This is a genomic window from Microvirga sp. 2YAF29, assembly GCF_052114605.1.
In the GTDB taxonomy this organism is placed as follows: domain Bacteria; phylum Pseudomonadota; class Alphaproteobacteria; order Rhizobiales; family Beijerinckiaceae; genus Microvirga.
Window position 1 is genome coordinate 326,562 of sequence record NZ_JBFRFB010000003.1, and the last position, 21,985, is coordinate 348,546.

General features: G+C 61.9%; 28 protein-coding genes. 14 read left to right on the forward strand and 14 right to left on the reverse strand.

The window, feature by feature from the left end:
* Positions 1 to 3 precede the first annotated feature (3 nt).
* Positions 4 to 1,017 carry a P1 family peptidase gene (locus AB4Y85_RS06145; RefSeq protein ID WP_441983982.1) on the reverse strand — a complete coding sequence of 338 codons (1,014 nt, stop codon included), beginning with the start codon at positions 1,015 to 1,017 and terminating at the stop codon, positions 4 to 6.
* Between the two features lie 94 nt (positions 1,018 to 1,111).
* Between AB4Y85_RS06145 and AB4Y85_RS06150 the strand changes: the two genes are divergently transcribed.
* Positions 1,112 to 1,840 (forward strand): cytochrome c biogenesis CcdA family protein, encoded by a 729-nt coding sequence (locus AB4Y85_RS06150; protein ID WP_441983983.1) that lies wholly within the window; start codon positions 1,112 to 1,114, stop codon positions 1,838 to 1,840.
* A gap of 70 nt (positions 1,841 to 1,910) precedes the next feature.
* Positions 1,911 to 2,378 carry a DUF1203 domain-containing protein gene (locus tag AB4Y85_RS06155; RefSeq protein ID WP_441983984.1) on the forward strand — a complete coding sequence of 156 codons (468 nt, stop codon included), beginning with the start codon at positions 1,911 to 1,913 and terminating at the stop codon, positions 2,376 to 2,378.
* Between the two features lie 3 nt (positions 2,379 to 2,381).
* Here AB4Y85_RS06155 and AB4Y85_RS06160 read toward each other — a convergent pair whose 3' ends face one another.
* The 8 genes from AB4Y85_RS06160 to AB4Y85_RS06195 form a co-directional block, all read right to left on the reverse strand.
* Positions 2,382 to 3,242: an urea carboxylase-associated family protein gene (locus AB4Y85_RS06160; protein ID WP_441983985.1), complete on the reverse strand. Its 861-nt coding sequence runs from the start codon at positions 3,240 to 3,242 to the stop codon at positions 2,382 to 2,384.
* A gap of 81 nt (positions 3,243 to 3,323) precedes the next feature.
* Entirely contained in the window at positions 3,324 to 3,737 is a 414-nt protein-coding gene (locus tag AB4Y85_RS06165; protein WP_441983986.1) for an ACT domain-containing protein, read from the reverse strand.
* Between the two features lie 58 nt (positions 3,738 to 3,795).
* Positions 3,796 to 4,923, reverse strand: a complete 1,128-nt coding sequence (locus AB4Y85_RS06170) for an ABC transporter substrate-binding protein (RefSeq protein WP_441983987.1) — start codon at positions 4,921 to 4,923, stop codon at positions 3,796 to 3,798.
* 243 nt (positions 4,924 to 5,166) lie between these two features.
* Positions 5,167 to 5,529: a DUF6867 family protein gene (locus AB4Y85_RS06175; protein WP_441983988.1), complete on the reverse strand. Its 363-nt coding sequence runs from the start codon at positions 5,527 to 5,529 to the stop codon at positions 5,167 to 5,169.
* Positions 5,529 to 6,293 (reverse strand): ABC transporter ATP-binding protein, encoded by a 765-nt coding sequence (locus AB4Y85_RS06180; protein WP_441983989.1) that lies wholly within the window; start codon positions 6,291 to 6,293, stop codon positions 5,529 to 5,531. Before AB4Y85_RS06180 ends, AB4Y85_RS06175 begins: the two co-directional genes overlap by 1 nt.
* On the reverse strand, positions 6,290 to 7,132 hold the full coding sequence (locus AB4Y85_RS06185) for an ABC transporter ATP-binding protein (RefSeq protein ID WP_441983990.1): 843 nt from the start codon (positions 7,130 to 7,132) through the stop codon (positions 6,290 to 6,292). Before AB4Y85_RS06185 ends, AB4Y85_RS06180 begins: the two co-directional genes overlap by 4 nt.
* Positions 7,132 to 8,544: a high-affinity branched-chain amino acid ABC transporter permease LivM gene (livM, locus tag AB4Y85_RS06190; RefSeq protein WP_441983991.1), complete on the reverse strand. Its 1,413-nt coding sequence runs from the start codon at positions 8,542 to 8,544 to the stop codon at positions 7,132 to 7,134. Before livM ends, AB4Y85_RS06185 begins: the two co-directional genes overlap by 1 nt.
* A gap of 14 nt (positions 8,545 to 8,558) precedes the next feature.
* On the reverse strand, positions 8,559 to 9,479 hold the full coding sequence (locus tag AB4Y85_RS06195; protein WP_441983992.1) for a branched-chain amino acid ABC transporter permease: 921 nt from the start codon (positions 9,477 to 9,479) through the stop codon (positions 8,559 to 8,561).
* A 331-nt stretch (positions 9,480 to 9,810) separates the two neighbouring features.
* Here AB4Y85_RS06195 and AB4Y85_RS06200 point away from each other — a divergent pair, with 331 nt between their 5' ends.
* Positions 9,811 to 10,293 (forward strand): flavin reductase family protein, encoded by a 483-nt coding sequence (locus AB4Y85_RS06200; RefSeq protein WP_441983993.1) that lies wholly within the window; start codon positions 9,811 to 9,813, stop codon positions 10,291 to 10,293.
* A gap of 150 nt (positions 10,294 to 10,443) precedes the next feature.
* Here the strand turns inward: AB4Y85_RS06200 and AB4Y85_RS06205 are convergent, their stop codons facing one another.
* Positions 10,444 to 11,298 carry a methionyl-tRNA formyltransferase gene (locus AB4Y85_RS06205; protein WP_441983994.1) on the reverse strand — a complete coding sequence of 285 codons (855 nt, stop codon included), beginning with the start codon at positions 11,296 to 11,298 and terminating at the stop codon, positions 10,444 to 10,446.
* 174 nt (positions 11,299 to 11,472) lie between these two features.
* On the opposite strand from AB4Y85_RS06205, the gene AB4Y85_RS06210 reads away from it, so the two are divergent.
* The 4 genes from AB4Y85_RS06210 (at position 11,473) to AB4Y85_RS06225 (ending at position 13,739) form a co-directional block, all read left to right on the forward strand.
* Positions 11,473 to 12,072: a helix-turn-helix domain-containing protein gene (locus tag AB4Y85_RS06210; RefSeq protein WP_441983995.1), complete on the forward strand. Its 600-nt coding sequence runs from the start codon at positions 11,473 to 11,475 to the stop codon at positions 12,070 to 12,072.
* 9 nt (positions 12,073 to 12,081) lie between these two features.
* Positions 12,082 to 12,621, forward strand: a complete 540-nt coding sequence (locus AB4Y85_RS06215) for a GNAT family N-acetyltransferase (protein ID WP_441983996.1) — start codon at positions 12,082 to 12,084, stop codon at positions 12,619 to 12,621.
* 137 nt (positions 12,622 to 12,758) lie between these two features.
* Positions 12,759 to 13,028, forward strand: coding sequence for an usg protein (locus AB4Y85_RS06220; protein ID WP_441984017.1), 270 nt, complete (start codon positions 12,759 to 12,761; stop codon positions 13,026 to 13,028).
* 114 nt (positions 13,029 to 13,142) lie between these two features.
* Positions 13,143 to 13,739, forward strand: a complete 597-nt coding sequence (locus tag AB4Y85_RS06225; RefSeq protein WP_441983997.1) for an exopolysaccharide biosynthesis protein — start codon at positions 13,143 to 13,145, stop codon at positions 13,737 to 13,739.
* A gap of 59 nt (positions 13,740 to 13,798) precedes the next feature.
* Here the strand turns inward: AB4Y85_RS06225 and AB4Y85_RS06230 are convergent, their stop codons facing one another.
* Positions 13,799 to 14,266: a PRC-barrel domain-containing protein gene (locus AB4Y85_RS06230; RefSeq protein WP_441983998.1), complete on the reverse strand. Its 468-nt coding sequence runs from the start codon at positions 14,264 to 14,266 to the stop codon at positions 13,799 to 13,801.
* 73 nt (positions 14,267 to 14,339) lie between these two features.
* Entirely contained in the window at positions 14,340 to 15,026 is a 687-nt protein-coding gene (gene radC, locus AB4Y85_RS06235; RefSeq protein WP_441983999.1) for a RadC family protein, read from the reverse strand.
* 124 nt (positions 15,027 to 15,150) lie between these two features.
* Here radC and AB4Y85_RS06240 point away from each other — a divergent pair, with 124 nt between their 5' ends.
* On the forward strand, positions 15,151 to 15,444 hold the full coding sequence (locus AB4Y85_RS06240; RefSeq protein ID WP_441984000.1) for a hypothetical protein: 294 nt from the start codon (positions 15,151 to 15,153) through the stop codon (positions 15,442 to 15,444).
* A 12-nt stretch (positions 15,445 to 15,456) separates the two neighbouring features.
* Here AB4Y85_RS06240 and map read toward each other — a convergent pair whose 3' ends face one another.
* Positions 15,457 to 16,278 carry a type I methionyl aminopeptidase gene (gene map / locus AB4Y85_RS06245; RefSeq protein ID WP_441984001.1) on the reverse strand — a complete coding sequence of 274 codons (822 nt, stop codon included), beginning with the start codon at positions 16,276 to 16,278 and terminating at the stop codon, positions 15,457 to 15,459.
* Between the two features lie 145 nt (positions 16,279 to 16,423).
* Here map and AB4Y85_RS06250 point away from each other — a divergent pair, with 145 nt between their 5' ends.
* Entirely contained in the window at positions 16,424 to 17,248 is an 825-nt protein-coding gene (locus AB4Y85_RS06250) for an FkbM family methyltransferase (RefSeq protein ID WP_441984002.1), read from the forward strand.
* A 177-nt stretch (positions 17,249 to 17,425) separates the two neighbouring features.
* On the opposite strand, the gene sfsA is transcribed toward AB4Y85_RS06250, so the two are convergent.
* Positions 17,426 to 18,145, reverse strand: a complete 720-nt coding sequence (gene sfsA, locus AB4Y85_RS06255; protein WP_441984003.1) for a DNA/RNA nuclease SfsA — start codon at positions 18,143 to 18,145, stop codon at positions 17,426 to 17,428.
* A 234-nt stretch (positions 18,146 to 18,379) separates the two neighbouring features.
* Here sfsA and AB4Y85_RS06260 point away from each other — a divergent pair, with 234 nt between their 5' ends.
* The 5 genes from AB4Y85_RS06260 to AB4Y85_RS06280 form a co-directional block, all read left to right on the forward strand.
* Positions 18,380 to 19,126 (forward strand): competence/damage-inducible protein A, encoded by a 747-nt coding sequence (locus AB4Y85_RS06260; RefSeq protein ID WP_441984004.1) that lies wholly within the window; start codon positions 18,380 to 18,382, stop codon positions 19,124 to 19,126.
* A 38-nt stretch (positions 19,127 to 19,164) separates the two neighbouring features.
* Positions 19,165 to 19,671 carry a xanthine phosphoribosyltransferase gene (gpt, locus tag AB4Y85_RS06265; protein WP_441984005.1) on the forward strand — a complete coding sequence of 169 codons (507 nt, stop codon included), beginning with the start codon at positions 19,165 to 19,167 and terminating at the stop codon, positions 19,669 to 19,671.
* A gap of 2 nt (positions 19,672 to 19,673) precedes the next feature.
* On the forward strand, positions 19,674 to 21,230 hold the full coding sequence (locus tag AB4Y85_RS06270) for an AMP-binding protein (protein WP_441984006.1): 1,557 nt from the start codon (positions 19,674 to 19,676) through the stop codon (positions 21,228 to 21,230).
* Between the two features lie 81 nt (positions 21,231 to 21,311).
* Complete coding sequence (locus tag AB4Y85_RS06275; protein WP_441984007.1) at positions 21,312 to 21,599, forward strand: hypothetical protein; 288 nt, start codon at positions 21,312 to 21,314, stop codon at positions 21,597 to 21,599.
* A gap of 238 nt (positions 21,600 to 21,837) precedes the next feature.
* Positions 21,838 to 21,985, forward strand: a 148-nt coding sequence (locus AB4Y85_RS06280) for a porin (RefSeq protein ID WP_441984018.1), incomplete at its 3' end; no start/stop codon positions are given.

Consider the following 21,985-nt stretch of genomic DNA (forward strand, 5'->3'; position numbering starts at 1 on the left):
CGCCTATCCGCCGAACCTGTCCTCCCAGGCCGCCAGCGCACCCGGGAAAGGCAGCGCCGTCGCCTCGTAGACGCCGCGTGCGATGGCACGCGCAAGGCAATCGGCGGCAAGGGCGCCGATCTCGATGAAATCTCCTGCCTCGTCCTTCAAGGGCTTCTTGCCCGTAGCAGTCGCGAAAACAGTGTCGCCATCGAACAGCGCATGGGCGAAGCGCAGGCCCTTCGCGTGACCGTCATGGGAAATGACGGCAAGCCGCTTAGCCTGGGCTTTGGTCAGCACAGCATCCGTTGCGATCAGCGCAATCGTCGTGGCGGTCGGAGGCGCGGCCCCCCGCGAGCGGCCCTTCCAGTCGAGCTTTCGCATCTCGGGGGTGATGCGGGGAGGGTGCCCATGACCACCGAACTCCTCGCCTTCCTCGTAGGTGCCGGCCCAGAAATGCGGCCCGTCACCGATCAGCGTCGAGGCAAGGGCATTGACGACGACGAGCGCGCCCACCGTATGGCCGGCGCTGGTCACCGCGCTGGCCGAGCCGAGGCCTCCTTTGAGATCGACGGTCGTGGCCCCATAGCCGCCGCCCGCCGTGCCGAGGGCGAAGTCGAGGCCCGCATTCCCGGCGGCCTCATAGCCAAGCTCGCGATAGGGCGGATAGCGTCCCCAATCCTTGTTGCCGCCATTGAGTAGGTCGAATGTGGTCGCCTGCGGCACGATGGCCACCAGCGCCGGGCCGACGGCGAAGCCGATATGTCTCTCCCTGAGATAAGCCTGTACCCCGCCCGCCGCATCGAGGCCGAAGGCCGAGCCGCCGGAAAGGACGACGCCGTTGATGCCGGGGACCACTTTGTCGGGCTCCAGCAGGTCCGTATCTCGGGTTCCCGGCGCGCCGCCATTGACGGCATAGGAGGCGACCGCTGGCTCGTCGAACAGGACCGCCGTCACGCCCGAGGCGAGGGCTTCGTCATGGGCATTGCCGACCCGAAGGCCTGCGACGTCGGTGATGAGATTGCGAAGGACTGTCATTCTCTAAGGCAACTCCAAAAAGGTCGGCTTCACAAGCAGGAGAGACCTGCATCCACGAGCTTTCTTGCCGTCGAGGAAAAGGCTAGAAGGCGTCATGCTCAGCGTTTCCTTCCCAGCCGCTGCCCTCGGGGGCCTTATCAGCTTCTTGAGCCCCTGCGTCCTGCCGCTGGTGCCGCCCTACCTGTCGTTCCTCGCGGGCACGACCTTCGACCAGTTGAGCGCGGGTGATGACCGGGCCGTGCGCCGCCGTGCGGTCTTCGCGGCGCTTCTGTTCGTGGCGGGCTTCTCGACGGTCTTCGTGCTTCTTGGGGCGACGGCCTCGGCCCTGGGGCAGGTCATCCGCCAATATCTCGACGTGCTGAGCACCATCGCCGGCATTGCGATCATCATCATGGGCCTGCATTTCCTCGGCGTGTTCAGGATCGCCCTGTTCTATCGCGAGGCCCGCTTCTCCGTGCAGAAGCCGGTCGGCCTATGGGGCGCCTATGTGATGGGCCTCGCCTTCGCCTTCGGCTGGACCCCCTGCATCGGACCGGTTCTCGCCGCCATCCTGGCCGTAGCGGGATCGGAGGACAGCGTGTCATACGGCGCCACGCTGCTCGCCGCCTATTCGGCTGGCCTCGGCATCCCCTTCTTGCTCGCGGCCTTCGCCATGAAACCCTTCGTGGCGCTTCTGAAGCGCATGCGGTCCCGCTTCGCCATGATCGAGAAAGCCATGGGCGTGCTGATGATCCTTACCGGCATCGCCTTCCTCACCGGCTGGATCACCAATATGTCGTTCTGGCTGCTGGAGACGTTTCCGGTCTTGGGCAGGCTGGGGTAGGGCACCACAGGAATCGGGTCGCGAGCCGTTCCATTCTCAATCATCGTGATGGTCTCAACGGAGACTATCGATGCCATTTCAAATTCGCGGCCTTGAGGCTGGTCACTTCTCACATCTCTTCTCACTCGATGAGCGAGAGCTTGCAGCCATCGGCGCGCACCGTGTGATTGCCGATAAAGAGGATGCCTATCCATGTCGCGTCTCGCTCACGCGCGTGGCGGTGGGCGAGGAGCTGTTGCTCCTCAATCATGTCCACCAAGCGACGCCCACATCGCCCTATCGCGCATCCGGCCCGATCTTCGCGAGCCGTGCGAGTAAGGCAGGCGTTTACAGGGATGAGCTTGCTCCGATTCTCAAGGATCGCTTGTTGTCGCTTCGCGCTTACGATGCCGATGCCTTGATCGTCGATGCGGCTGTGGGCGAGAACGGACAAGTTCTCGACGTGATCCAGCGGTTCTTCTCGAACCCGAAAATCGTTCATATCGATGCGCATTTCGCGGGCCGCGGATGCTTCGGCGCGCGAATCGAGCGTGTGTAACGCTTACTCGCCGTGCGTTCGGCTATAGCCATTGCGCGACGGCGAGACCCAACCCTTCGGCGCGGCTTTCGGCCTGTAGATTTCCACCAGAAGCGGGTGGCACACAGCGGCATCGCTCGAATGCTCGCTGCTGCAATCGCCGCCGGGGCATGCGGACAGCGCTCCGAGCAGATCGATCTCCGCGAAGAATTCCAGGAAATCTCCGGGACGCACGGGGCTCGCCTTCATGAAATACTGCCCGGTATCGCGCGTGAAGCCGGTGCACATAAAGACGTTGAGCACGTCATGCACGGCGGGCTCCACGTCTTTCAGCGGGCGCTTCAGGTGATGGCCGAGCGCGCGGGTCAGATTCGAGTGGCAGCAATGGTGATAATCATCTCCGGAAAGAAGCCGATGCGTGTAGGGATCGCACCGCGTGCCGATCACGTCATGCACGGAGCCGCCATATTCATCGAAGCCATACCAGTCGAGCGTATCCTGCGTGATCGTCGCCATGGGGCGTAAGTAAGGCAGGCATGACCACAGCCTGTCGCCGCTGGAGAGATGCGTGCCGTGCAGCGCCCGCGTCTTGCCGGAGAAAAAGCGCTCGTTGATGTCGTTCTCGGCCCAGAGATTGAGATCGCCGACCTGCGGGCCCTCAACGGAAACGATGCGGAAGAAGTGGCCGGCAGGCACGGTGAAGGAGCGCGCATCGCGCGGCGGAACGATCACCTCGCTTACCTTCTCCCAGCCATCGCGGGCGGCGCGATAAGCCTCGAGATCGGGCGGCACCAGCGTATCGACAGGATAGCAGATGACGGGCGCAACCTTGCGCCTGATTTCCGCATCCCGTGGCTGCGCGTGCTCCGGCTTGTCCAGCTTCATTCCGGCTCTCCGATTGATGTCGAGCCGGCATCTTATCGGGAAGCGCGCGGGAGGCGCCAGCAGCAAAGTGCCGCTTCGAGATCACGTGGCGATTTCAACCGTATGTCCGGCTTCGCGCATAACCTCCACAGCCCGTTCATGATCCGCCGATTTCACCAGAACGTAATCCGTGCTGAACGTGGATGTCGCGAAGATGCCGATACCGGCCTGCGCCAGTGGTTGCAGGACGGATGCGAGGATGCCGGGTGTGCTGAAGTCGAAGTTCTGAAGGATGCGGAAGCAGCGCCACCCCGAATCGATCTGCGCGCCGGCGGGAGCCTCGCTTGCCGGGCAGACCATGGTCGTTTCCTCGACCGCGTGAACAAGCAGCCGGAAGCTGCCGTGTGAGGGCGCTTTGACCTCCTGGCCTGCGGGCAGGCGGCAGATGGCGTAAGTCTCAGGGATAAGCGACAGGGTGAGGGAGGGCATATGGAGATCGCTAAAGGTACAGTTCATGAAAAAGCCCGCCCTGTTGCCAGGGCGGGCTCTTGTTCGGTTGGCTCAGGCCAATCGATTACATGCCGAGCTCGTTGCCGGTGTAGTCGATCTTGCCGTCGGCGCCCTTCTTCCAGACGTACATGACGTAGTCAGGACGGGTGATGTCACCCTTCTTGTCGAAGGTGAGGTCGCCGATCACGGTCTTGAAGGGCTTGCCGGCCTTCATGGCCTCGGCAACCTTCTTGCCATCGGTCGAGTTCGCTTGCTTCGCAGCCTCGGCCAGAACCTGGGTCGCGGCGTACGAGTAGAGGGTATAAGCCTCGGGCTCGTAGTTCTTGGCACGGAACTTGGCCACCGCGTCCTTTGCGTTCGGGTTCTTGCGCGGATCCGGCGAGAAGGTCATGAGGGTGCCTTCGGCGCCAGGGCCGGCGATCGAGGTGAACTCGGCCGACACAATGCCGTCGCCGGACATGAGCGGAGAGTTCAGGCCCTGGTCGCGCATCTGGCGGATGATCAGGCCAGCTTCCGTGTGGAGGCCGCCGAAGTAGACGACGTCAACGCCGGCCTGCTTCAGCTTCGACACGAGAGCGGAATAGTCCTTCTCGCCCGGGTTCACGCCTTCATACACGACTTCCTTCAGGCCCTTTGCATTCATGGCCTTCAGGGTCTCGTCGGCAAGGCCCTTTCCGTAGGGGGTCTTGTCGTGAACGACGGCGACCTTCTTGCCCTTGAACTTGTCGGCGAGATAAGCGCCGGCGACGGCGCCCTGCTGGTCGTCACGGCCGCAGGTGCGGAAGGTGTTCCACTTGCCGGCGTCGGTGTATTTGGGGTTCGTCGAAGCAGGCGAAACCTGCACGATGCCGGCTTCCTCGTAGATATCCGAGGCCGGGATCGAGACGCCGGAGTTGAAGTGGCCGACGACGAACTTCACGCCTTCGGAGGCGAACTTGTTCGCAACCGACACGCCCTGCTTCGGGTCGGACACGTCGTCGCCGACGACGACCTGGAGCTTCTGTCCGTTAATGCCGCCAGCAGCATTGATGTCCTCGACAGCCTGCTCGACGCCGTTCTTCAGCTGAGCGCCGAAAGCGGCGTTCGGGCCGGTGATGGGGCCAGCAACGCCGATTTTGATCTGGGCGCTGGCAGCGCTGGAGAAGGCGAGGCCAAGACCAAGCGCCACGCCGGTCAACAGCATTTTTTTCATGAGGTCACTCCTCTGGGTGGTTTTATAGGCCCCTCTTCCTCGTGGGGCCGGTTTGGCGGGGCTTCCCCGCCAGCCGGGTTACATCATGCTTGTTTTTAAGCTGCTGTCACCTGGGAATTTATGAGACCAAAGCATTGGACCCAAAAGTGGAATCCACTTTTGGGATCAATCCGATGCTCCGCCTTTTTAAAGTGGCGCATAGTTTGGTGCGCAAAGCCGGGGTCCACCTTTTCGCACGATGCGTCAGCCCTTTGTTGCAGAAGCCTTTTCCCGCCAGGAAAACGGGCCGGTCCGCTCGTACAGCCAGCGATATTGCCGGGTCATCTGACGGGCCCGATAATACCGGAATCCTAGTGATCCGATGATCAGCATCACGATGGTATCGATGGCGTAGTAATGGATCGAGAGCAGGGTGCCTTCGAAAAGGGCGAAGTGGATGAACCGCACTGCGGCTCCCAGGATGAACAGATAGAGGATCAGGTTCCAGTACGGACGCCAGGTGAGCGCGATGGCCCGGCCCGTCATCCAGGCGGCCCAACCGCCCAGGATCACGGTGAAGAGGAGAAAGAGCCAGAACGAAGACTCTTCGTAAAGAACGCCCTGCATCAATGTCCTCCCTCGAGGTAGGCTGCGCGCACCTGCGGATCGCTCAGAAGATCCTTGCCAGTGCCGCTCATGGTGATGTTGCCGGTCACCATCACATAGCCGCGATGGGCAAGCTTGAGCGCGTGATAGGCGTTCTGCTCCACGAGGAACACCGTCATGCCGTCCTTCTCGTTCAGCTCTTTGATGATCTCGAAGATCTGCTTCACGATCAGCGGGGCAAGACCCAGCGACGGCTCGTCCAGCAGCAGCAGGCGAGGGCGGCTCATGAGCGCGCGGGCGATGGCGAGCATCTGCTGCTCACCGCCCGAGAGCGTGCCGCCGCGCTGCTGAAGGCGTTCCTTCAGGCGCGGAAACAGGCTGCAGACCCGCTCCAGGTCATGGTCGAAATGGGCCATGCCGTTGATGGCTGCGCCCATCTGAAGGTTCTCGAACACAGTCATGCGCGGGAAGATGCGGCGGCCTTCCGGCGACTGCGCGATAGAGAGATGAGCGATCTCGTGCGTCGGCATCTGGGTGATGTCGCGGCCCGCATAGGTGATGGTGCCTTCGCGGGCGCGCGGGTTGCCGAAGATCGTCATCATCAGCGTCGACTTGCCGGCGCCGTTGGCGCCGATCAGCGTGACGATCTCGCCTTCGTGAACGTCCATGTCCACGCCCTTGAGAGCGATGATGTTGCCGTAATAGGTCTTCACGCCGCGCACGCTCAAGAGCGGCTGGCGGCCCGCCTGGGTCGCGGATTGTTGAATATTCGTTCCAGCGGTCATACGCCGATCTCCGCTTCGACCTTTTCCACTTCCTCGTCGGCCACGCCCAGATAGGCGGCGATGACCTTGGGATCGTTCCTCACCTCGACGGGCAGGCCGTCCGAGATCTTGGTGCCGTAATCGAGAACGACCACGTGATCCGAGATCTGCATCACGACGGACATGTCGTGCTCGATCAGCAGGATCGAGGTGCCGTGATCCTGGCGGATCGAGAGCAGAAGCTCGTTCAGCTCCAGCGACTCGCGCGGGTTGAGGCCCGCCGCCGGCTCGTCGAGGCAGAGCAGGAGCGGATCGGTGCACATGGCGCGGGCGATTTCCAGACGGCGCTGATCGCCATAGGGCAGGTCACCGGCGGGATGGTCGGCCCTGTCGATGAGACGGGTCTTCTCCAGCCAGAACTTCGCCTTCTCGATGGCCTCCTTCTCAGCGTTGCGATAGCTGCGAAGGCCGAGAATACCGAACAAGGTGAAGCCGGAGGAGATCATCAGCGGGTTGTGCTGCGCCACCAGAAGGTTCTCCAGCAGGGTCATGCCGGAGAACAGGCGGATGTTCTGGAAGGTGCGGGCGACCTTGGCCTTCCAGTTGATGTCGAAGCCGGGAAGCCTCTCCAGCAGCAGGTGCGAGCCGTCCGGCTTGCGCAGCGCCATCATGCCTTCTGTCGGCTTGTAGAAGCCGGTGATGCAATTGAAGACAGTGGTTTTGCCCGCGCCGTTCGGGCCGATGAGCGCGGTGATGTCGCCGCGCCCGGCCTGGAACGAGAGGTCGTTGATGGCGACGAGGCCGCCAAAGCGCATCGTGAGATGCTGTACGTCGAGGATGGGATCCTGCAGCCAGCGCATTAGCCGTGTCCTTCCTTCACGAGCGAGCCCGAGATGGCCTTGCGCTCTTTCAAGATCACAGAGGGTTCACGTTCCGAGATGAGGCCGCGCGGACGCCAGACCATCATCGCCACCATGCCGGCGCCGAAGAGCAGCAGGCGGTATTCATTCGGATCGAAACCGGAGCCGAAGATCGATTGCAGGAAGGTGAGGTTACGTAACATTTCGGGGCCGCCGACCAGCACGATCGCCGCGATGGCGACGCCGATCTGCGAGCCCATGCCGCCGAGCACCACGATGGCCAGAATGATCGCCGATTCCAGGAAGTTGAAGCTTTCCGGAGAGACGAAACCCTGGCGGACCGCGAAGAACGAACCCGCGAAGCCGCCGAACATGGCGCCGATGGCGAATGCCGTCAGCTTGGTGTTCGTGGTGTTGATGCCCAGCGAACGGCAGGCGATCTCGTCTTCGCGAAGCGCTTCCCACGCGCGGCCCACCGGCAGCTTGCGCAGCCGCATGGTCACGAAATTGGTGAGGAGCGCGAGCGCGAGGATGAGGTAGTACAGGAAAAAAATCCTGTGCATGCCATTGAATTCGAGCCCGAAGGTTGCCGCGAAGCCGCCTTCTCCCGCCGTGAAGGGCAGGCCGAAGAAGGTCGCGCGCGGGATAGAGGCGATGCCGGCGCCGCCATTCGTCAGGTCCACCCAGTTGATGAGGACGAGGCGGATGATTTCACCGAAGGCCAGCGTCACGATGGCGAGGTAATCGCCGCGCAGGCGCAGCACCGGGAAGCCGAGGATCATGCCCCAGAACCCGGCGAGGATGCCGGCGAGGGGCAAGCAGATCCAGAAGGACAGGCCGAAGGTGGTGGAGAGCAGCGCGTAGGAATAGGCCCCGACCGCATAGAAGGCGACGTACCCTAAGTCGAGCAGGCCCGCGAGGCCCACCACGATGTTCAGGCCCCAGCCGAGCATCACGTAGGTGAGGATCAGGATCCCCAGGTCGACCCAGTAGCGCGACTCGTTGAGGCCGCCCTGGATCAGGTAGATCAGGACGGGGAAGGCCACGGCCACGCCCAGGAAGAAGGGCACGCCGAAACGAGAGGCCTTCTGGAAGGCACTCGGCTCCGCGTGCACCGCCTCCGTCGCCTGATGGGCGCTTGGAGTCGCCTGGCGGTAGGAGCGGGACGCGGTGAAGGCGTGAAGCAGGAGCCGTCCGCCGAACACGATGGCGCAGATGATCGCCACCAGGCCCCAGCGCGGCGTGAGGTTGAGATCGGCGCCGGACTGGTCGGTCTTGTAGGCCAGGATCGGGATCGACAGGCCCAGCATGATCAGGGCCGTTTTCAGCGAGTCCTTGAGGGCTGCCGTCAGGTCGAACTTGCGGGTGACCGGTTGGTCCTGGGCCGTTGTGGTGATGGAAGGAGCGTTCATGGTCGTCGAACTCCTTAAACCTTCTCGACTTCAGGCCGTCCGAGAATACCGGAGGGCATGAAGATCAAGACGATGGCCAGGATCGAGAAAGCGGCGACATCCTTGTACTCGATGGAGAAATAAGCCGACCAGAAGACCTCGATAAGGCCGATGATCAGGCCGCCGAGCACCGCTCCGGGCAGGGAGCCGATGCCGCCGAGAACCGCCGCGGTGAAGGCCTTCACGCCTGGAACGAAGCCATCGTTGAAGCTTACCACGCCATAATAGAGCAGATACATGGTGCCCGCGACCGCGGCGAGCGACGCGCCGATGACGAAGGTCAGCGAGATCGTACGGTCCACGTTGATGCCGAGAAGCGAGGCCATCTTGCGGTCCTGCTCGCAGGCGCGCTGGGCGCGGCCGAGCGAGGTCTTCTGAACGAGATACCAGAAGATCGTCAGCAGCACGGCCGTCACGACCATGATGATGATCTGCTTATAGGAAATCGCAACATTGTATCCGCTCGCGCCCTGGAACAGCACGATCACGTCGCCGACCATCGGGGCCGTGGGCTTGTTGCGCGCGCCCTGGGCCACCTGGACGAAGTTGGAGAGGAAGATCGAGACGCCGATCGCCGAGATCAGCGGCGCGAGGCGGAAGGACCCGCGCAGAGGCCGGTAGGCGATGCGCTCGATGGCCCAACCCCACAGGGAGGTGAGCACCATGGCGATGATGAGCACGAAGAACAGCGCCAGCACCACAGAGGAGATCCCGAGCCAAGTGGTCAGGATCAGGAAGAAGATCAGCGCGATGAATGCGGAGAGCATGAAGACATCGCCGTGGGCGAAGTTGACCATGCCGATGATGCCAAAGACCATTGTATAGCCGATGGCTATGAGGCCGTAGATCGACCCCAGCGTCAGCCCGTTGATGAGCTGCTGGACAAAAATTTCCATATCCTACCCTTGCCCTCTGGAAGCGGGTCTTTCTGGGAGACGACACAGCAAAGCACGATGCAGGAGCAAGGCCAAGCGGGACGTCAGCTAAGCCTGTCTGTATCAAACGGATTTTCGTTCGACAACGCGATGTTAAGATTCCTATAAGGGTTGTTGATGGATTTGGCGGCACACGTTGACGGAATAAACGGCATCGAAAAAAACTGGCGTCTTTCCAAGACTCTGCTCAAGGACCATATGCCCTTTTGTGTACCCTCCGATGCGCCGGGGGGCCTGTGCGGAACCTGATGTTGACTATTCCCCCTATACTCCTTTCGACGCAGACATCCCGATGACGCCCGATTTCCTGGAGTTTCGGGAGGGCATGAGCCGCGTCGCCGGAGCGGTCCATGTGGTGACGACGGAGGGGCCTTCGGGCCGATCCGGTTTCACGGCGACGGCGATAACCCCCGTCACCGACAGCCCGGCCTCCCTCCTGGTCTGCGTCAACACTGCTTCCCGGTCGGCGCAGGCTCTGCTCGCCAACGGGGTCTTCTGCGTGAACACCCTTGGTGCTTCTGATCGGGAACTGGCCGATATTTTCGCCGGACGGACCGGCCTTCAAGGTCAGGAGCGCTTCTCGGCAGGCACCTGGAATCTGCTCGAGACGGGATCGCCCGCGCTCACCACGAGCCTCGTCTCGTTCGATTGCCGCCTGAGCGATGCCAGGATCGTCGCCACGCATCACGTCATCATCGGTGAAATCGTCAGAATCCGCCTCGGCCCGGTTCATCCGGCGTTGGTCTATCAAGGGCGGTATTACCACGAGCTTTGAGAGGCTTTGCTGGAACCTTCAGCCCCAAGTGACCTTAGTGAATATATTGTCCATTTGGAGGAAAGAATGTTCAAGCTTATCCGGAATATCGTCATCCTGCGTCAGGCCTGGAAGCTTCTGAAACGTCGGCGCTGATGGGATACTAGGCTGTTATGCGCCCCGTGGCGTCCCTGACGCCGGTGCATAATAGCTCCATCCCCTGATCTGAACGAAACCGTCCTGCGCCGCGACCACCAGATGCTTGCGGTGCTTATGGACGAGAGTGCCCGGCCGATAACGGTGCGGTTCCTGCCAGCCGGATGCGTTCCATAGATAGACGTAGCGGGAATCCACCTGCGCGAAGGCTTCGATGGAACCGAAGGCGCGGATCGTGCGCAATACGCTCTCTACATCTCCCGTCCAATCAACCGTGCGCTGCACCTGCGTGACCCGGGGCCAATAGCTGCCGGATCCCTGCGGCGTTGCCTCGGCCCATATCCTTGGAAGATCCTCTGCCAGGTGCGCGGCAACCTCCTTCGCGGCCATCTGGCACTTGGCCAGAAGCGTGTCGTGGGTCTCCACAGAGCTGAGCCCGAAGTGTTTCTGCGTGAGAATCGGCCCCGTGTCGAAACTCGGATCCATCACATGGGCCGTCATGCCCCATTGAGTTTCCTGATCGAGGATGGCCTGAAAGAGCGGGTAGGGTCCGCGCCCTTTTGGCAACGGTGACGGATGAAAATTGAGGGCATAGGGGAGGTGATGTTCCCAGCCTTTGATGAGCCAGGGATAGCCGGCCACAACCAGAACCTCGCATCCCATGGCCTTCAGCGATGCGAGATCCGAAGGGTAGATGCGCGTCGTCTGGACCGGGAGACCGAGGCTGCGGGCGCGCCCGATGGTAACGTCGTTGAAATCGTAGATGCCATCGCAGGGACGGCTGAAGAGTTTGACCGGCTGCCAGCCCCGGCTGAGAAAAGTCTCGAACACATCCCCAAGGAAATCGATTCCGGCGAAGGCAAAACGCATCCCCGGTGACCTCCTCTTCGCCTCGTCATCCTGCCGCATAGCGTGACATTACGCTTGTCATTCCACCAAGTCCTTGGAGTTCGTCAATGGCTGATCGCCGCCTGTATTCAATCATTGAGGAAATGCAGCGTTCCCGCTGTTGACTCCAATATATTGGAAATGCATTCTGTTTTAATGGATGATGTCCCTGATCTCAATGCTCACCTCGCCGCCCGCCTTCGGACGTTGCGCGCCGAGCAGGGGCTGACCCTCGACCATCTCTCAGAACGGACAGGCGTCAGCCGGTCCATGATTTCGCTGATCGAGCGTGGCGAGAGCAGCCCGACCGCCGTCATTCTCGACAAGCTCGCCGGAGGGCTGGGCGCGACGCTTGCCTCCCTGTTCGCCGATGAGCGGACGAGCGAAGCCTCGCCCCTGGCGCGGCACGCGGATCAGCGGGTCTGGCGCGATCCCGAAAGCGGTTACCTGCGCCGCAGCCTGTCGGCTCCCGGCTTTCCTTCGCCCATCGAACTGGTCGAGGTCATTCTGCCCGCCGGGGCGAGGGTGGCTTATGACACGATGCACCGCACGGTCGGCGTCAGCCAGCAAATCTGGATCATCGAGGGCAGCATCGAGCTCTCGTTAGGTGATGATCGCCATGAGCTCAAAACGGGCGATTGCCTGTCGATGAAGCTCGACCGTCCCACGGTCTTCCGGAATGTCTCCGAACATTCCGCCCGCTATCTCGTGGCGCTCGCCACCGACAGGGCCGCGTCCGGCTCTCCGCATCGTTGAGGAACATCCATGACCGGTGACGTTGTCGTCCGCACGCTCAAGCCTCATGAGGCGAACGAATATGTCGGTGCTCTCGCCGCTGTGCTCATCGATTGTGTTGAAGGCGGCGCATCCGTCGGATTCATGCTGCCGATGCCGCAGGAAAAGGCGCAGGCGTTCTGGCAGGGCGTCGCGGATGCGGTGGCGGCGGGCGAACGCATCCTGCTCATCGCCGAAGACAAGGTGAGCGCTGAGATCATCGGCACCGTTCAGGTCGTGTTGAAGCAGCCCGAGAACCAGCCGCATCGTGGCGACATCTCGAAAATGCTGGTGCATCGCAAGGCACGGCGGCGCGGCGTCGGCGCCGTGCTTCTGCAAGCTGCGGAAAAGGCTGCGCGTGAGGCCGGCAAGAGCGTGCTCGTCCTCGATACGGTGACCGGCAGCGACGGCGAGCGCCTCTATACGCGCCTCGATTGGAAGAGTGTCGGAATCATCCCGAACTATGCGCTCTGGCCGCAAGGAGGTCTTTGCCCGACGACAGTATTCTACAAGCAGCTCGGTGGAACTTAAGCGGCTTCAACCTTCGATGCCGATGTGGAACTCGGATATCCGCTCGCGATTTGACCTTGGGCATTGGGCAGGACATCGCCCGTCGCTCGGGTGAGGTCTTTCCGGTGCGTCTCTTGGGATCGATGAGGGGAGCGCGCATGGTCTCCAAGGATTTCATCCGCCAGATGGAAGGCTACGGGCTGACCACCGCCAAGATCCTCTACAGGATGCCGGATCATCCATCGTTCCTGCAAACCTATATCTGGCAGGATTACGATTTGGCGCCGCGCTTTCCCGTGCTGATCGAATTCCTGGATTTTTGGAAACGGGAACTCGCCGGGCCGCTTCATTCCGTCACGGTCTCCCATGCTCAGCTGATCCGTCCCGCCGAGTTCAGAGCCATTTCAGGGGAGATCAGCCTTCACTGAGAGGTGATTGCCTGCCCGCCGATTCTTGAAAATGCAGAGGCTCAAGAGCCTTGGCCCCGCGCCGTAACTCGGGTAGAGAAGCGCGTCGAGCTTCCCCCAACTTGCCAGGGCTCCTTGTTTTCCAACGCGCGAACGTCCCAAATCCTGCTTGCTCTTGCCTCTCAGCCAGGCGAGCGCCTGACCGTTCGCGACATCATGAGCGTGCTGCAGGATCGGGCCTTCGCTCTGTTGATCGTGCTGCTCGGCCTTCCGAACTGCCTGCCCATGCCGCCGCCCATTCCGCTGGTCTGCGGTCTTCTTTTGGGGCTCGTCGCGATCCAGATCGCCTCCGGACGTGAAGCCCCTTGGCTGCCGAGGCAGCTCCTCAACCGCTCCGTCGCCCGCACGGATGTGGAACGCGCCGTCGGACGCGCGATGCCCGCTTTCCGCAGGCTGGAGCGGTTCTCACGCCCGCGCATGACCTTCCTCGACACCCCGCTCGCGATGCGCCTCATGGGTCTGATCATCCTGGTGCTGGCACTGGGTCTTCTCTTCGCGCCGCCCTTCGTCGGGCAGATCCCCTTAGGGCTCGCCGTCTGCCTTGTCGGTCTCGGCCTGGTGGAGCGCGACGGTCTCGTGATCATCGGCGGCCTCGCGATCGGCTCCATCGGACTGACCCTGAGCCTCGGCTTCGTCTACGCGATCTTCACGGGCCTCGAGTCGATCTTCTAAGCCGCAAATGCAAATGCCCGGCACGAGGCCGGGCATAAGCTCTGTTTCTGAGAAACAGCTTAGTCGTTGTGATCGAATTCCGGTGCTGCCTTAAGCTGCTCGACCGTCATGTCGATCTTCAGGTTCATATCGGCGGCATCGCGCAGGGCGGATGCGGTGTTGCTGGAGTTTTGAACCGAGCCGGTCGTGGAAGCATCCGGTACCAGCTGGAAGCTGGCCATGGGCAGAGCTACCGTGCGGTCGCCGATGCCTTTATCGACCTCGATCACCACGGCGGCGACCTTGCCGTCACGACTGAGGATTACATCCTCGACGTCGCCGATATCCTTATTGTCCGGACCTATGACGTCGAGATCCATGAATTCGGAAAGCAGCATCGTGCCGGGGCTCAGCTGAGTGATGAATTGGGAAGATCCCGTCGTCCCTGCGCCGGGAGCCGACGGGGTCGCGGGGGCAGTCTGAGCCATGGCGCCGGAGGCGAGCAGGGTCGTGCCGAGGAAAGCGGCTGTCATTGCGAGCATTTTCATAAATCTCGTCCTTGAATTCACGTTTTCAGTGAGGGTGTAACGCGAATGGACGAGGTTGGTTCTGCTCTTAAGCTTAGATCAGCTGGAGGCCTTTGAGGCTCGCATGACCCTCCCGGCCGACGATGATGTGGTCGTGAACCGCGATGCCCAAGGGCTTCGCCACTTCGATGATCTCGCGGGTCATCTTGATGTCGGCGGCGGAAGGTGTCGGGTCGCCGGACGGGTGATTGTGCACCAGGATGAGCGCGGAGGCCGAGAGTTCAAGCGCCCGCTTCACCACCTCGCGCGGATAGACCGGGGTGTGGTCCACGGTGCCCGATTGCTGCACCTCATCGGCGATCAGCGCATTGCGCTTGTCGAGGAAGAGCAGGCGGAACTGCTCCTTGTCCATGAAGGCCATGGCAGTGCGGCAATAATCGAGAACGGAGGTCCAGGAGGAGAGAACCGGACGCTTCATCACCTCGCCCTTGGCGAGACGCCGCGCCGAGGCTTCCACGATTTTGAGATCGGTCACCACGCGCTCGCTGACCCCATCGATCTCCATCAGGCGGGCAGGGGGCGCTGCCAGCACCTCGGCGAAGGTGCCGAAGCGCTTGATGAGGGCCTTGGCGATCGGCTTCACGTCCCGGCGCGGAATCGAGCGGAAAAGAACGAGTTCCAGCAATTCGTAATCCGGCAATATGTCTCCGCCCACATCGGTGAAACGTGCGCGAAGCCGGTCCCGGTGGCCATGATAATGGGGAGTGTCGTCGTCGCTCATGCCGCCCGTGATTCTTCATTCTCGAAGGATGGAACGGGAAAGCTTTAGCCCAGCTCTTGCGGGAGAAGAAGTTTCTTCATAACGTTTCATTATCTCGGCTGTAGTTCAGCTGTGGGCAAGGCTAATGAAGCACGTCGTTCACTCGATGCAGTATCTGGGGCTGGCCTTCCTGGCCCTGCTCGGCATTGCTCTGGGAGGAGTGGCCGGAGCCATACTCGGCATTGCGCTCGCCTATCTTTTGATCGCGCCGGTTGCGGTGTTCACGGCAGCGATATTTTCCTCACCCCATTTCGATCCTATGGGCATCGGTTTCCGTGTCATGGAAAACTGCGCCACCATGGGCTTTGCTGCAGGCGGAGTAGTCGCGACGTTCATCATCAGCTGCCGCTACCGGGCCATGCCGGAGAGCCTGGGCTAAGCAGGCTTCCGATCAGGCCGCTTCATACGGTGGCTTGTCGAAACCCTTCGGCGAGAAGGTGAAGACTTCTACGCCGGTTTCCGTCACGCCCACCATGTGCTCGAACTGCGCCGAGAGGGAGCGGTCGCGGGTCACGGCGGTCCAGCCGTCGGCGAGCACCTTCACCTGCGGACGGCCTAAATTGATCATGGGCTCGATGGTGAAGAACATGCCGGCCTTGAGTTCCACGTTATAGGCGGGCTCCACGTAATGCAGGATCGTCGGTGAATCGTGGAAGACCTTGCCGATGCCATGGCCGCAGAAATCCCGCACCACGGAGCAGCGCTCCGCTTCCGCATAGGTCTGGATGGCCGCTCCGATATCGTTGGTCGTGGCGCCGGGGCGCACGGCGGCGATGCCGCGCAGCAGGCATTCATAGGTGATCTCGCACAGGCGCTGCGCCCGGCGGGGGACATCGCCCACATAATACATGCGGCTCGAATCGCCGTGCCACCCGTCGAGGATCAGGGTGACGTCCACGTTCATGATGTCCCCGTCGCGCAGGGGCTTGTCGTTGGGGATGCCGTGGCAGACCACGTGGTTGATCGAGGTGCAGATCGTCTTGGTATAGCCGCGGTAATTCAGGCAGGCCGGAAAGGCACCGTTATCCAGGATGAAATCGAAGGCAAGCATATCCAGATCCTCGGTCGTCACGCCGGGCTTCACATGGTCCGTGAGCATGTCGAGGCACTCGGCGACCATGCGGCCGGCCCGGCGCATGCTCTCGAAGGCATCCGGTCCATGGAGCGGAATTTCGGCGGAGCGCTTACGCTCGACGATTTCAGTCTCGGTCATACTCAGTCCTTGCTTTGAAACCCGAATGTAAGGATCGTTACGCCCGAAGCAAGCGGAGAGCACAATCCGGAGACTTGCGATTGGGGCTAGAGGGTGTCATGAGCAACCCTGTTCATCCGGTTCGGCGGCTTTGGATACCTCGGTAATGAATGAATCACGTCCCTTCGGGACCTTTGCGCCTTCAGGTCTCACCCGCTGGGTGATCGATCGCACGCGCGGTCTGCCGGGCGGATGGATGGCGCGCCGGTTCGCCCTGATGCTGCGCCGGGTCGGGATGAAATCCCTGAAGGGGCAGCCTCTCGACCTCGAGACCTTCGGGGTTCGGATGCGGCTTTCTCCCTATAAGAACGTGTGCGAGCGGCGCATCCTCTTCACGCCCCAGTATTTCGACATCGATGAAATCAAGCTTATCGCTGCCCGCGCGAGGGAGGGCTTCACCTTCATCGATGTGGGTTCGAACGTGGGCTGGTATGCGCTGCTGGTGGCCCGCAAGACCGAGGCCTCGTCGCGCATCCTCGCGGTCGAGCCTCAGCCGGAAATTTTCGACCGGCTGATCTACAACATCCGCCAGAACCCCTTTGCGACCATCAAGGCCGTGGATTGCGCGGTCGCCGACAAGACCGGCGAGCTGACCCTGTTCCTCGATCCATTGAACCGGGGCGAGGCCAGCCTGAAGATCGTCAATTCCAGCCAGACCGAGACGATCCGCGTTCCCACGGTCACGCTGCTCGACCTCGTAAAACGCGAGGGCTTCGAGCGCCTGGATGCGCTCAAGCTCGACGTCGAAGGCGCGGAGGATCTGATCCTCGATCCGTTCTTCCGCGACGCTCAGCCTGCGCTCTATCCGTCGATTCTCATCATTCCCGACGTGCCGGCCCGCTGGCAGGTGGACGTGACGAAGCTCCTCAAGGGCAAGGGCTACCGCCAGGTTCTCCAGACCAAGATGAATCTGGTTTTCGAGCGGGTTTAGAAAAGTTGGGCCGTAGCTCGCCCTCTGTCATTCCGGGGCGCCACAGGCGAGCCCGGAACCCATAACCACCGAAGAGGCTACATGAAGCGAGCGGGTTCCGTCGCGTCGCTTCCTTAGGCCGTTGTGGTTATGGGTTCCGGGCTCTCGCTAGCGCTCGCCCCGGAATGACAAGCGTGGTCAGCGCGGCGTGATGATCTCGACAGGCCTGTCGATCGTCACTTCCTCGGGCGTGATCCGGCAGATATAGGCATAGGACTCGACCCCTGCCGCAAGGGCATGGCGGAAGGCCTTGTCGTAAGCAGGGTCGATGTCGCGGGCGACGTCGAAGCGGTTAGCATCCATCTGAATCACATAGACGAGGGCGGCTCGGGCTCCGCTGTCGACCATGTCGGCAAGCTCGTAGAGGTGCTTGGCGCTGCGGGCGGCGACGCAATCGGGAAACTCCGCGAAGCCGGCCTCGCGCATGAGGTGGCAGTTCTTCACCTCCAGATAGCATGGCGGCTCATCATCCTTCTCGAGAAGGAAGTCCACCCGGCTGTTCCTGCCGTATTTCACCTCCGGGCGGACGCGGTCGTAATGCGCGAAGGGAGCCAGCCGCCCTTCGCGCAGGGCTTCCGCGACGAGCAGGTTGGGGCGGGAGGTGTTGATGCCGATAAGCTGGTTCGGACCGCCGCCAGCGGGGACTTCGATGAATTCCCAATTGTATTTGAGCTTGCGGGCCGGGTTCGAGGCGCGGGAAAGGAAGACCCGGCTGCCGGGCTCCTTCAATCCCATCATCGCGCCGGGATTGGCGCAATGGGCGGTGACGATCTCGCCCGTGTCCAGCTGAACATCCGCCAGAAATCGCTTGTAGCGCTCGATGAGACGGCCTTCGAGCAGGGTTTCCTGAAAACGCATTCAATCCATCACTTATGCAGAAGGGCCCTCGTAGCAGGGGAAGGCTTTTGAGGCCAAGCTACATGATGTCATCCCCGGCGAGCGTCAGCGAAGGAAGGCGATCCACCCCAGCGCGGCGCTATGGATCGCCTTCCCCTCCACACGTTCGGCCGGGGATGACGCCCGCTGAACTCTTGTGTGTGCTTGAGAATTGCCTTCTCTGAAGCTAAAGCCCCTTAAAAGGGATCGTCACGCATGGCCGTTTCCGTCACAGCCGCCCTTCTCATCATCGGAGATGAGATCCTGACCGGGCGCACCAAGGATAAGAATATCGGCTATGTCGCCGAGTATCTGACCGGGATCGGCATCGATCTGCGCGAGGTCCGGGTGGTTCCGGATGTGGAGGAGGAGATCGTCGCGGCGGTCAACGCCCTGCGCTCCCGCTATACCTATCTCTTCACCACGGGCGGCATCGGCCCGACCCATGACGACATCACCGCCGATTGCATCGCGAAGGCCTTCGGCGTCGGCATCGGGCACGATCCGCGCGCCGTCGCCATGCTTCGGGAGCGCTACCAGCCGGACGAGCTCAACGAGGCCCGGATGCGCATGGCCCGCATTCCCGACGGCGCGGACCTCATCGAGAACCCGATCTCGAAGGCTCCCGGCTTCCATATCGGCAATGTCTACGTCATGGCTGGCGTGCCCTCGATCATGCAGGCGATGCTCGACAATATCGCGTCGGGACTTCAGACCGGCGCGCGCATGATCATCGAGACCATCGAGGCGGAAGGGCTTCCTGAGGGCATCTATGCCGAGGGCCTTGCCCAAGTTGCCGCCGCGCATCCCAGCGTCTCCATTGGCTCTTATCCCTCATTCTCTACGGCGGGCTTCCGCAACCAGATCGTCGCGCGGGGCAAGGACCCCGCCGAGGTCGCCGCCGCCAAAGCCGCCATACAAGACCTGCTCGGGCGCCTCAAGGGCGACCAAGCGCCCCTTTGAACCGTTCCTCCCATCACATCAGCCAAACGAGCAAGCCCATGTCTCCCACCTCTCCCAAAGCCTTCCCCGTCTCCTGGGATCAGTTCCACCGCGATTGCCGCGCCCTGGCATGGCGCCTGGCCTCGGCGGGCCCGTTCGAAGCTATCGTCTGCATCACGCGCGGCGGCCTCGTGCCTGCCGCCATCGTGGCCCGCGAACTCGACCTGCGTCTCATCGAGAGCGTCTGCATCGCGAGCTATCACGACTACAAGAACCAGGGCGATCTGCAGGTGATCAAGGAAATTGCGCCTTCCATCAAGGCGATGGGTGACGGCAAGGGCAAGGGCGTTCTCGTCATCGACGACCTGACCGATACCGGCAAGACCGCCAAGATCGTCCGCGACATGCTCCCCAACGCCCATTTCGCCGCCGTCTATGCCAAGCCCGCCGGCCGTCCGCTCATTGATACGTTCGTCACGGAAGTGAGTCAGGATACCTGGATCTATTTCCCCTGGGATATGGGCCTGGCCTACCAAGCCCCGATCCGTGAAGGCTCCGCAGGCTGACCGTGACTGCATTCGACGCAGCGCGCACGCGCAAGACCCTTTTCGGCGCGCTGCTCGATGCACGCGATACGTTCGGGCACAACAAGGTCGCCCTGGAGGATCTGGAGCGCCAACCCATCACCTTCGGGCGGTTGGTGCTCGGCTCGCTGGTGCTGGGCCGCAAGCTCGCCAGCCTGACAGGCACGGGCGAGACGGTCGGCGTGCTGCTGCCGAATGTGCAGGCTATCGCGGTCACCCTGTTCGGGCTGAACGCATATGGCCGCGTGCCCGCCTTCCTCAATTTCACGGCGGGTTTGAAGAACTTGAAGGCGGCCTGCGAGATCGCCGGCATCACCACCATCATCACCTCACGCCGCTTCATCGAGCATGGCAAGCTCGACGACATCATCGAAGCCTTGGGCGAGGGGCGCCGCATCATCTGGCTCGAGGATGTGCGCAAGAGCCTGACCAGCTTCGACAAGCTGCGCGGCCTCATCGATTCCTGGCGCGCGCGGTCCGTTCATGCGCAAGTGAAGCGTGGACCCGACGATCCGGCGGTGGTGCTGTTCACATCAGGCTCCGAGGGCGTGCCGAAGGCGGTGGTGCTGTCGAACGCCAATCTCGTGGCCAATGCCTATCAGGTGAAGGCGCTCGCGGGCGATGTGCTGCGGCCTGACGACGTATTCTTCAATCCGCTGCCGATCTTCCATTCCTTCGGCCTGACGGCGGGGCTTCTCACGGCGGTGCTCAACGGCATGAAGTCGGTGCTGTATCCGAGTCCGCTGCATTATCGCCAGATCCCCAAGCTCATCGCCGGAACCAAGGCAACGATCCTGCTGGCGACCGACACCTTCCTGCAGGGATATGCCCGCGCGGCCGGCGAGAACGACCTTGCGAGCGTGCGCTATGTGATCGCCGGAGCCGAGCGTGTGAAGGACGAGACGCGTTCGCTCTGGGCCAGGCACGGCACGATCATCCTCGAAGGCTATGGCGCGACCGAGTGTGCGCCCGTGATCGCCGTGAATCTGCCTGAGCGTAATCGCCCGGGCTCGGTGGGGCTCATCCTGCCCGGCATCGAGTGGCGGCTCGATCCGGTGGAAGGCATCCATGTGGGCGGACGCCTGCATGTGCGCGGCCCCAACATCATGAAGGGCTATCTCGACCCCGAGAACCCTGGCCGGATCAATCCGCCCACTGAGGGCTGGCACGATACCGGCGATATCGTCACCGTGGAGGATGGCCTCGTGACCATTCGCGGTCGCGCCAAGCGCTTCGCCAAGGTCGGCGGGGAGATGGTGTCGCTGGCCGCCATCGAAGCGGTGGTTCAGCAGCTTTGGCCCGACTTCAACCACGTGGTCGTGGCGCTGCCCGATCCGCGCAAGGGCGAGCAGATCGTTCTGATCACCGAGAAGCCGGATGCGGATCGCGATGTTTTGCTCGCCCATTCGCGGGAGCAGGGGTTCTCGGAGTTGTGGGTGCCAAAGGGAATTCTCGTTTCGGGCGTTCCCGTTCTCGGTTCCGGCAAGACGGACTATGCGGGGGCGGTGGAGATGGCGCGTCGGCTCCAGCCCATGCTTTGAAGCTTCTGTAACAAAAGCCCTTCTTGCGGCGTTATCCTTGGCGGTTCGGGCCATTCCGACCCCTCATCCATGGACGATCGCATGAACAGGATTGCTCTCGTTACCATCCTCATGGCCAGCGCTACGACTGCTTTTGCGCAATCGCGCCCGTTCACGCCGAACCTTACCTGTAATCAGGCTCGGCAAATCGTGTTCTCCAGCGGCGCTGCGGTTCTCAGCACGGGCCAATACACCTACGATCGCTATGTGCGCGATCGTAGCTTCTGTGAGAACAATGAGGTTCTGGACCCAGCCTGGGTGCAGACGCGGGACACCCCGCAATGCCCGATCGGGTATCGCTGCCGCTCCGGTCCTTATGACTTCTGGTGATCGAGAGGCGGCTATTCCTCTTTTCAAAGCGCGTTCACCCATAAGGAACTGTTGAAATTAGATCACACTCGAAGAGAAAGAGAGTTACAACGGTGTCATATGCCTAAGCAATGGGCATAATGCATCCAGTGTAGACAGCTTTGGCGCTTGCATCCGATTGTATGAATCTGCCGCCGAAGTATGTTCACGGTTGCACGGGGGCTTGATGGCCCCAGTATTTAAGACCTGGAGATTACTCATGAAGCTCGTTAAGAGCCTTCTTCTCGGATCGGTTGCGGGTCTCGCCGCCGTTGCCGGAGCTCAAGCCGCCGATCTTCCCGCGAAGAAGGCCGCTGCAGTTGAATACGTTCGCGTCTGCTCCACCTACGGCGCAGGCTTCTTCTACA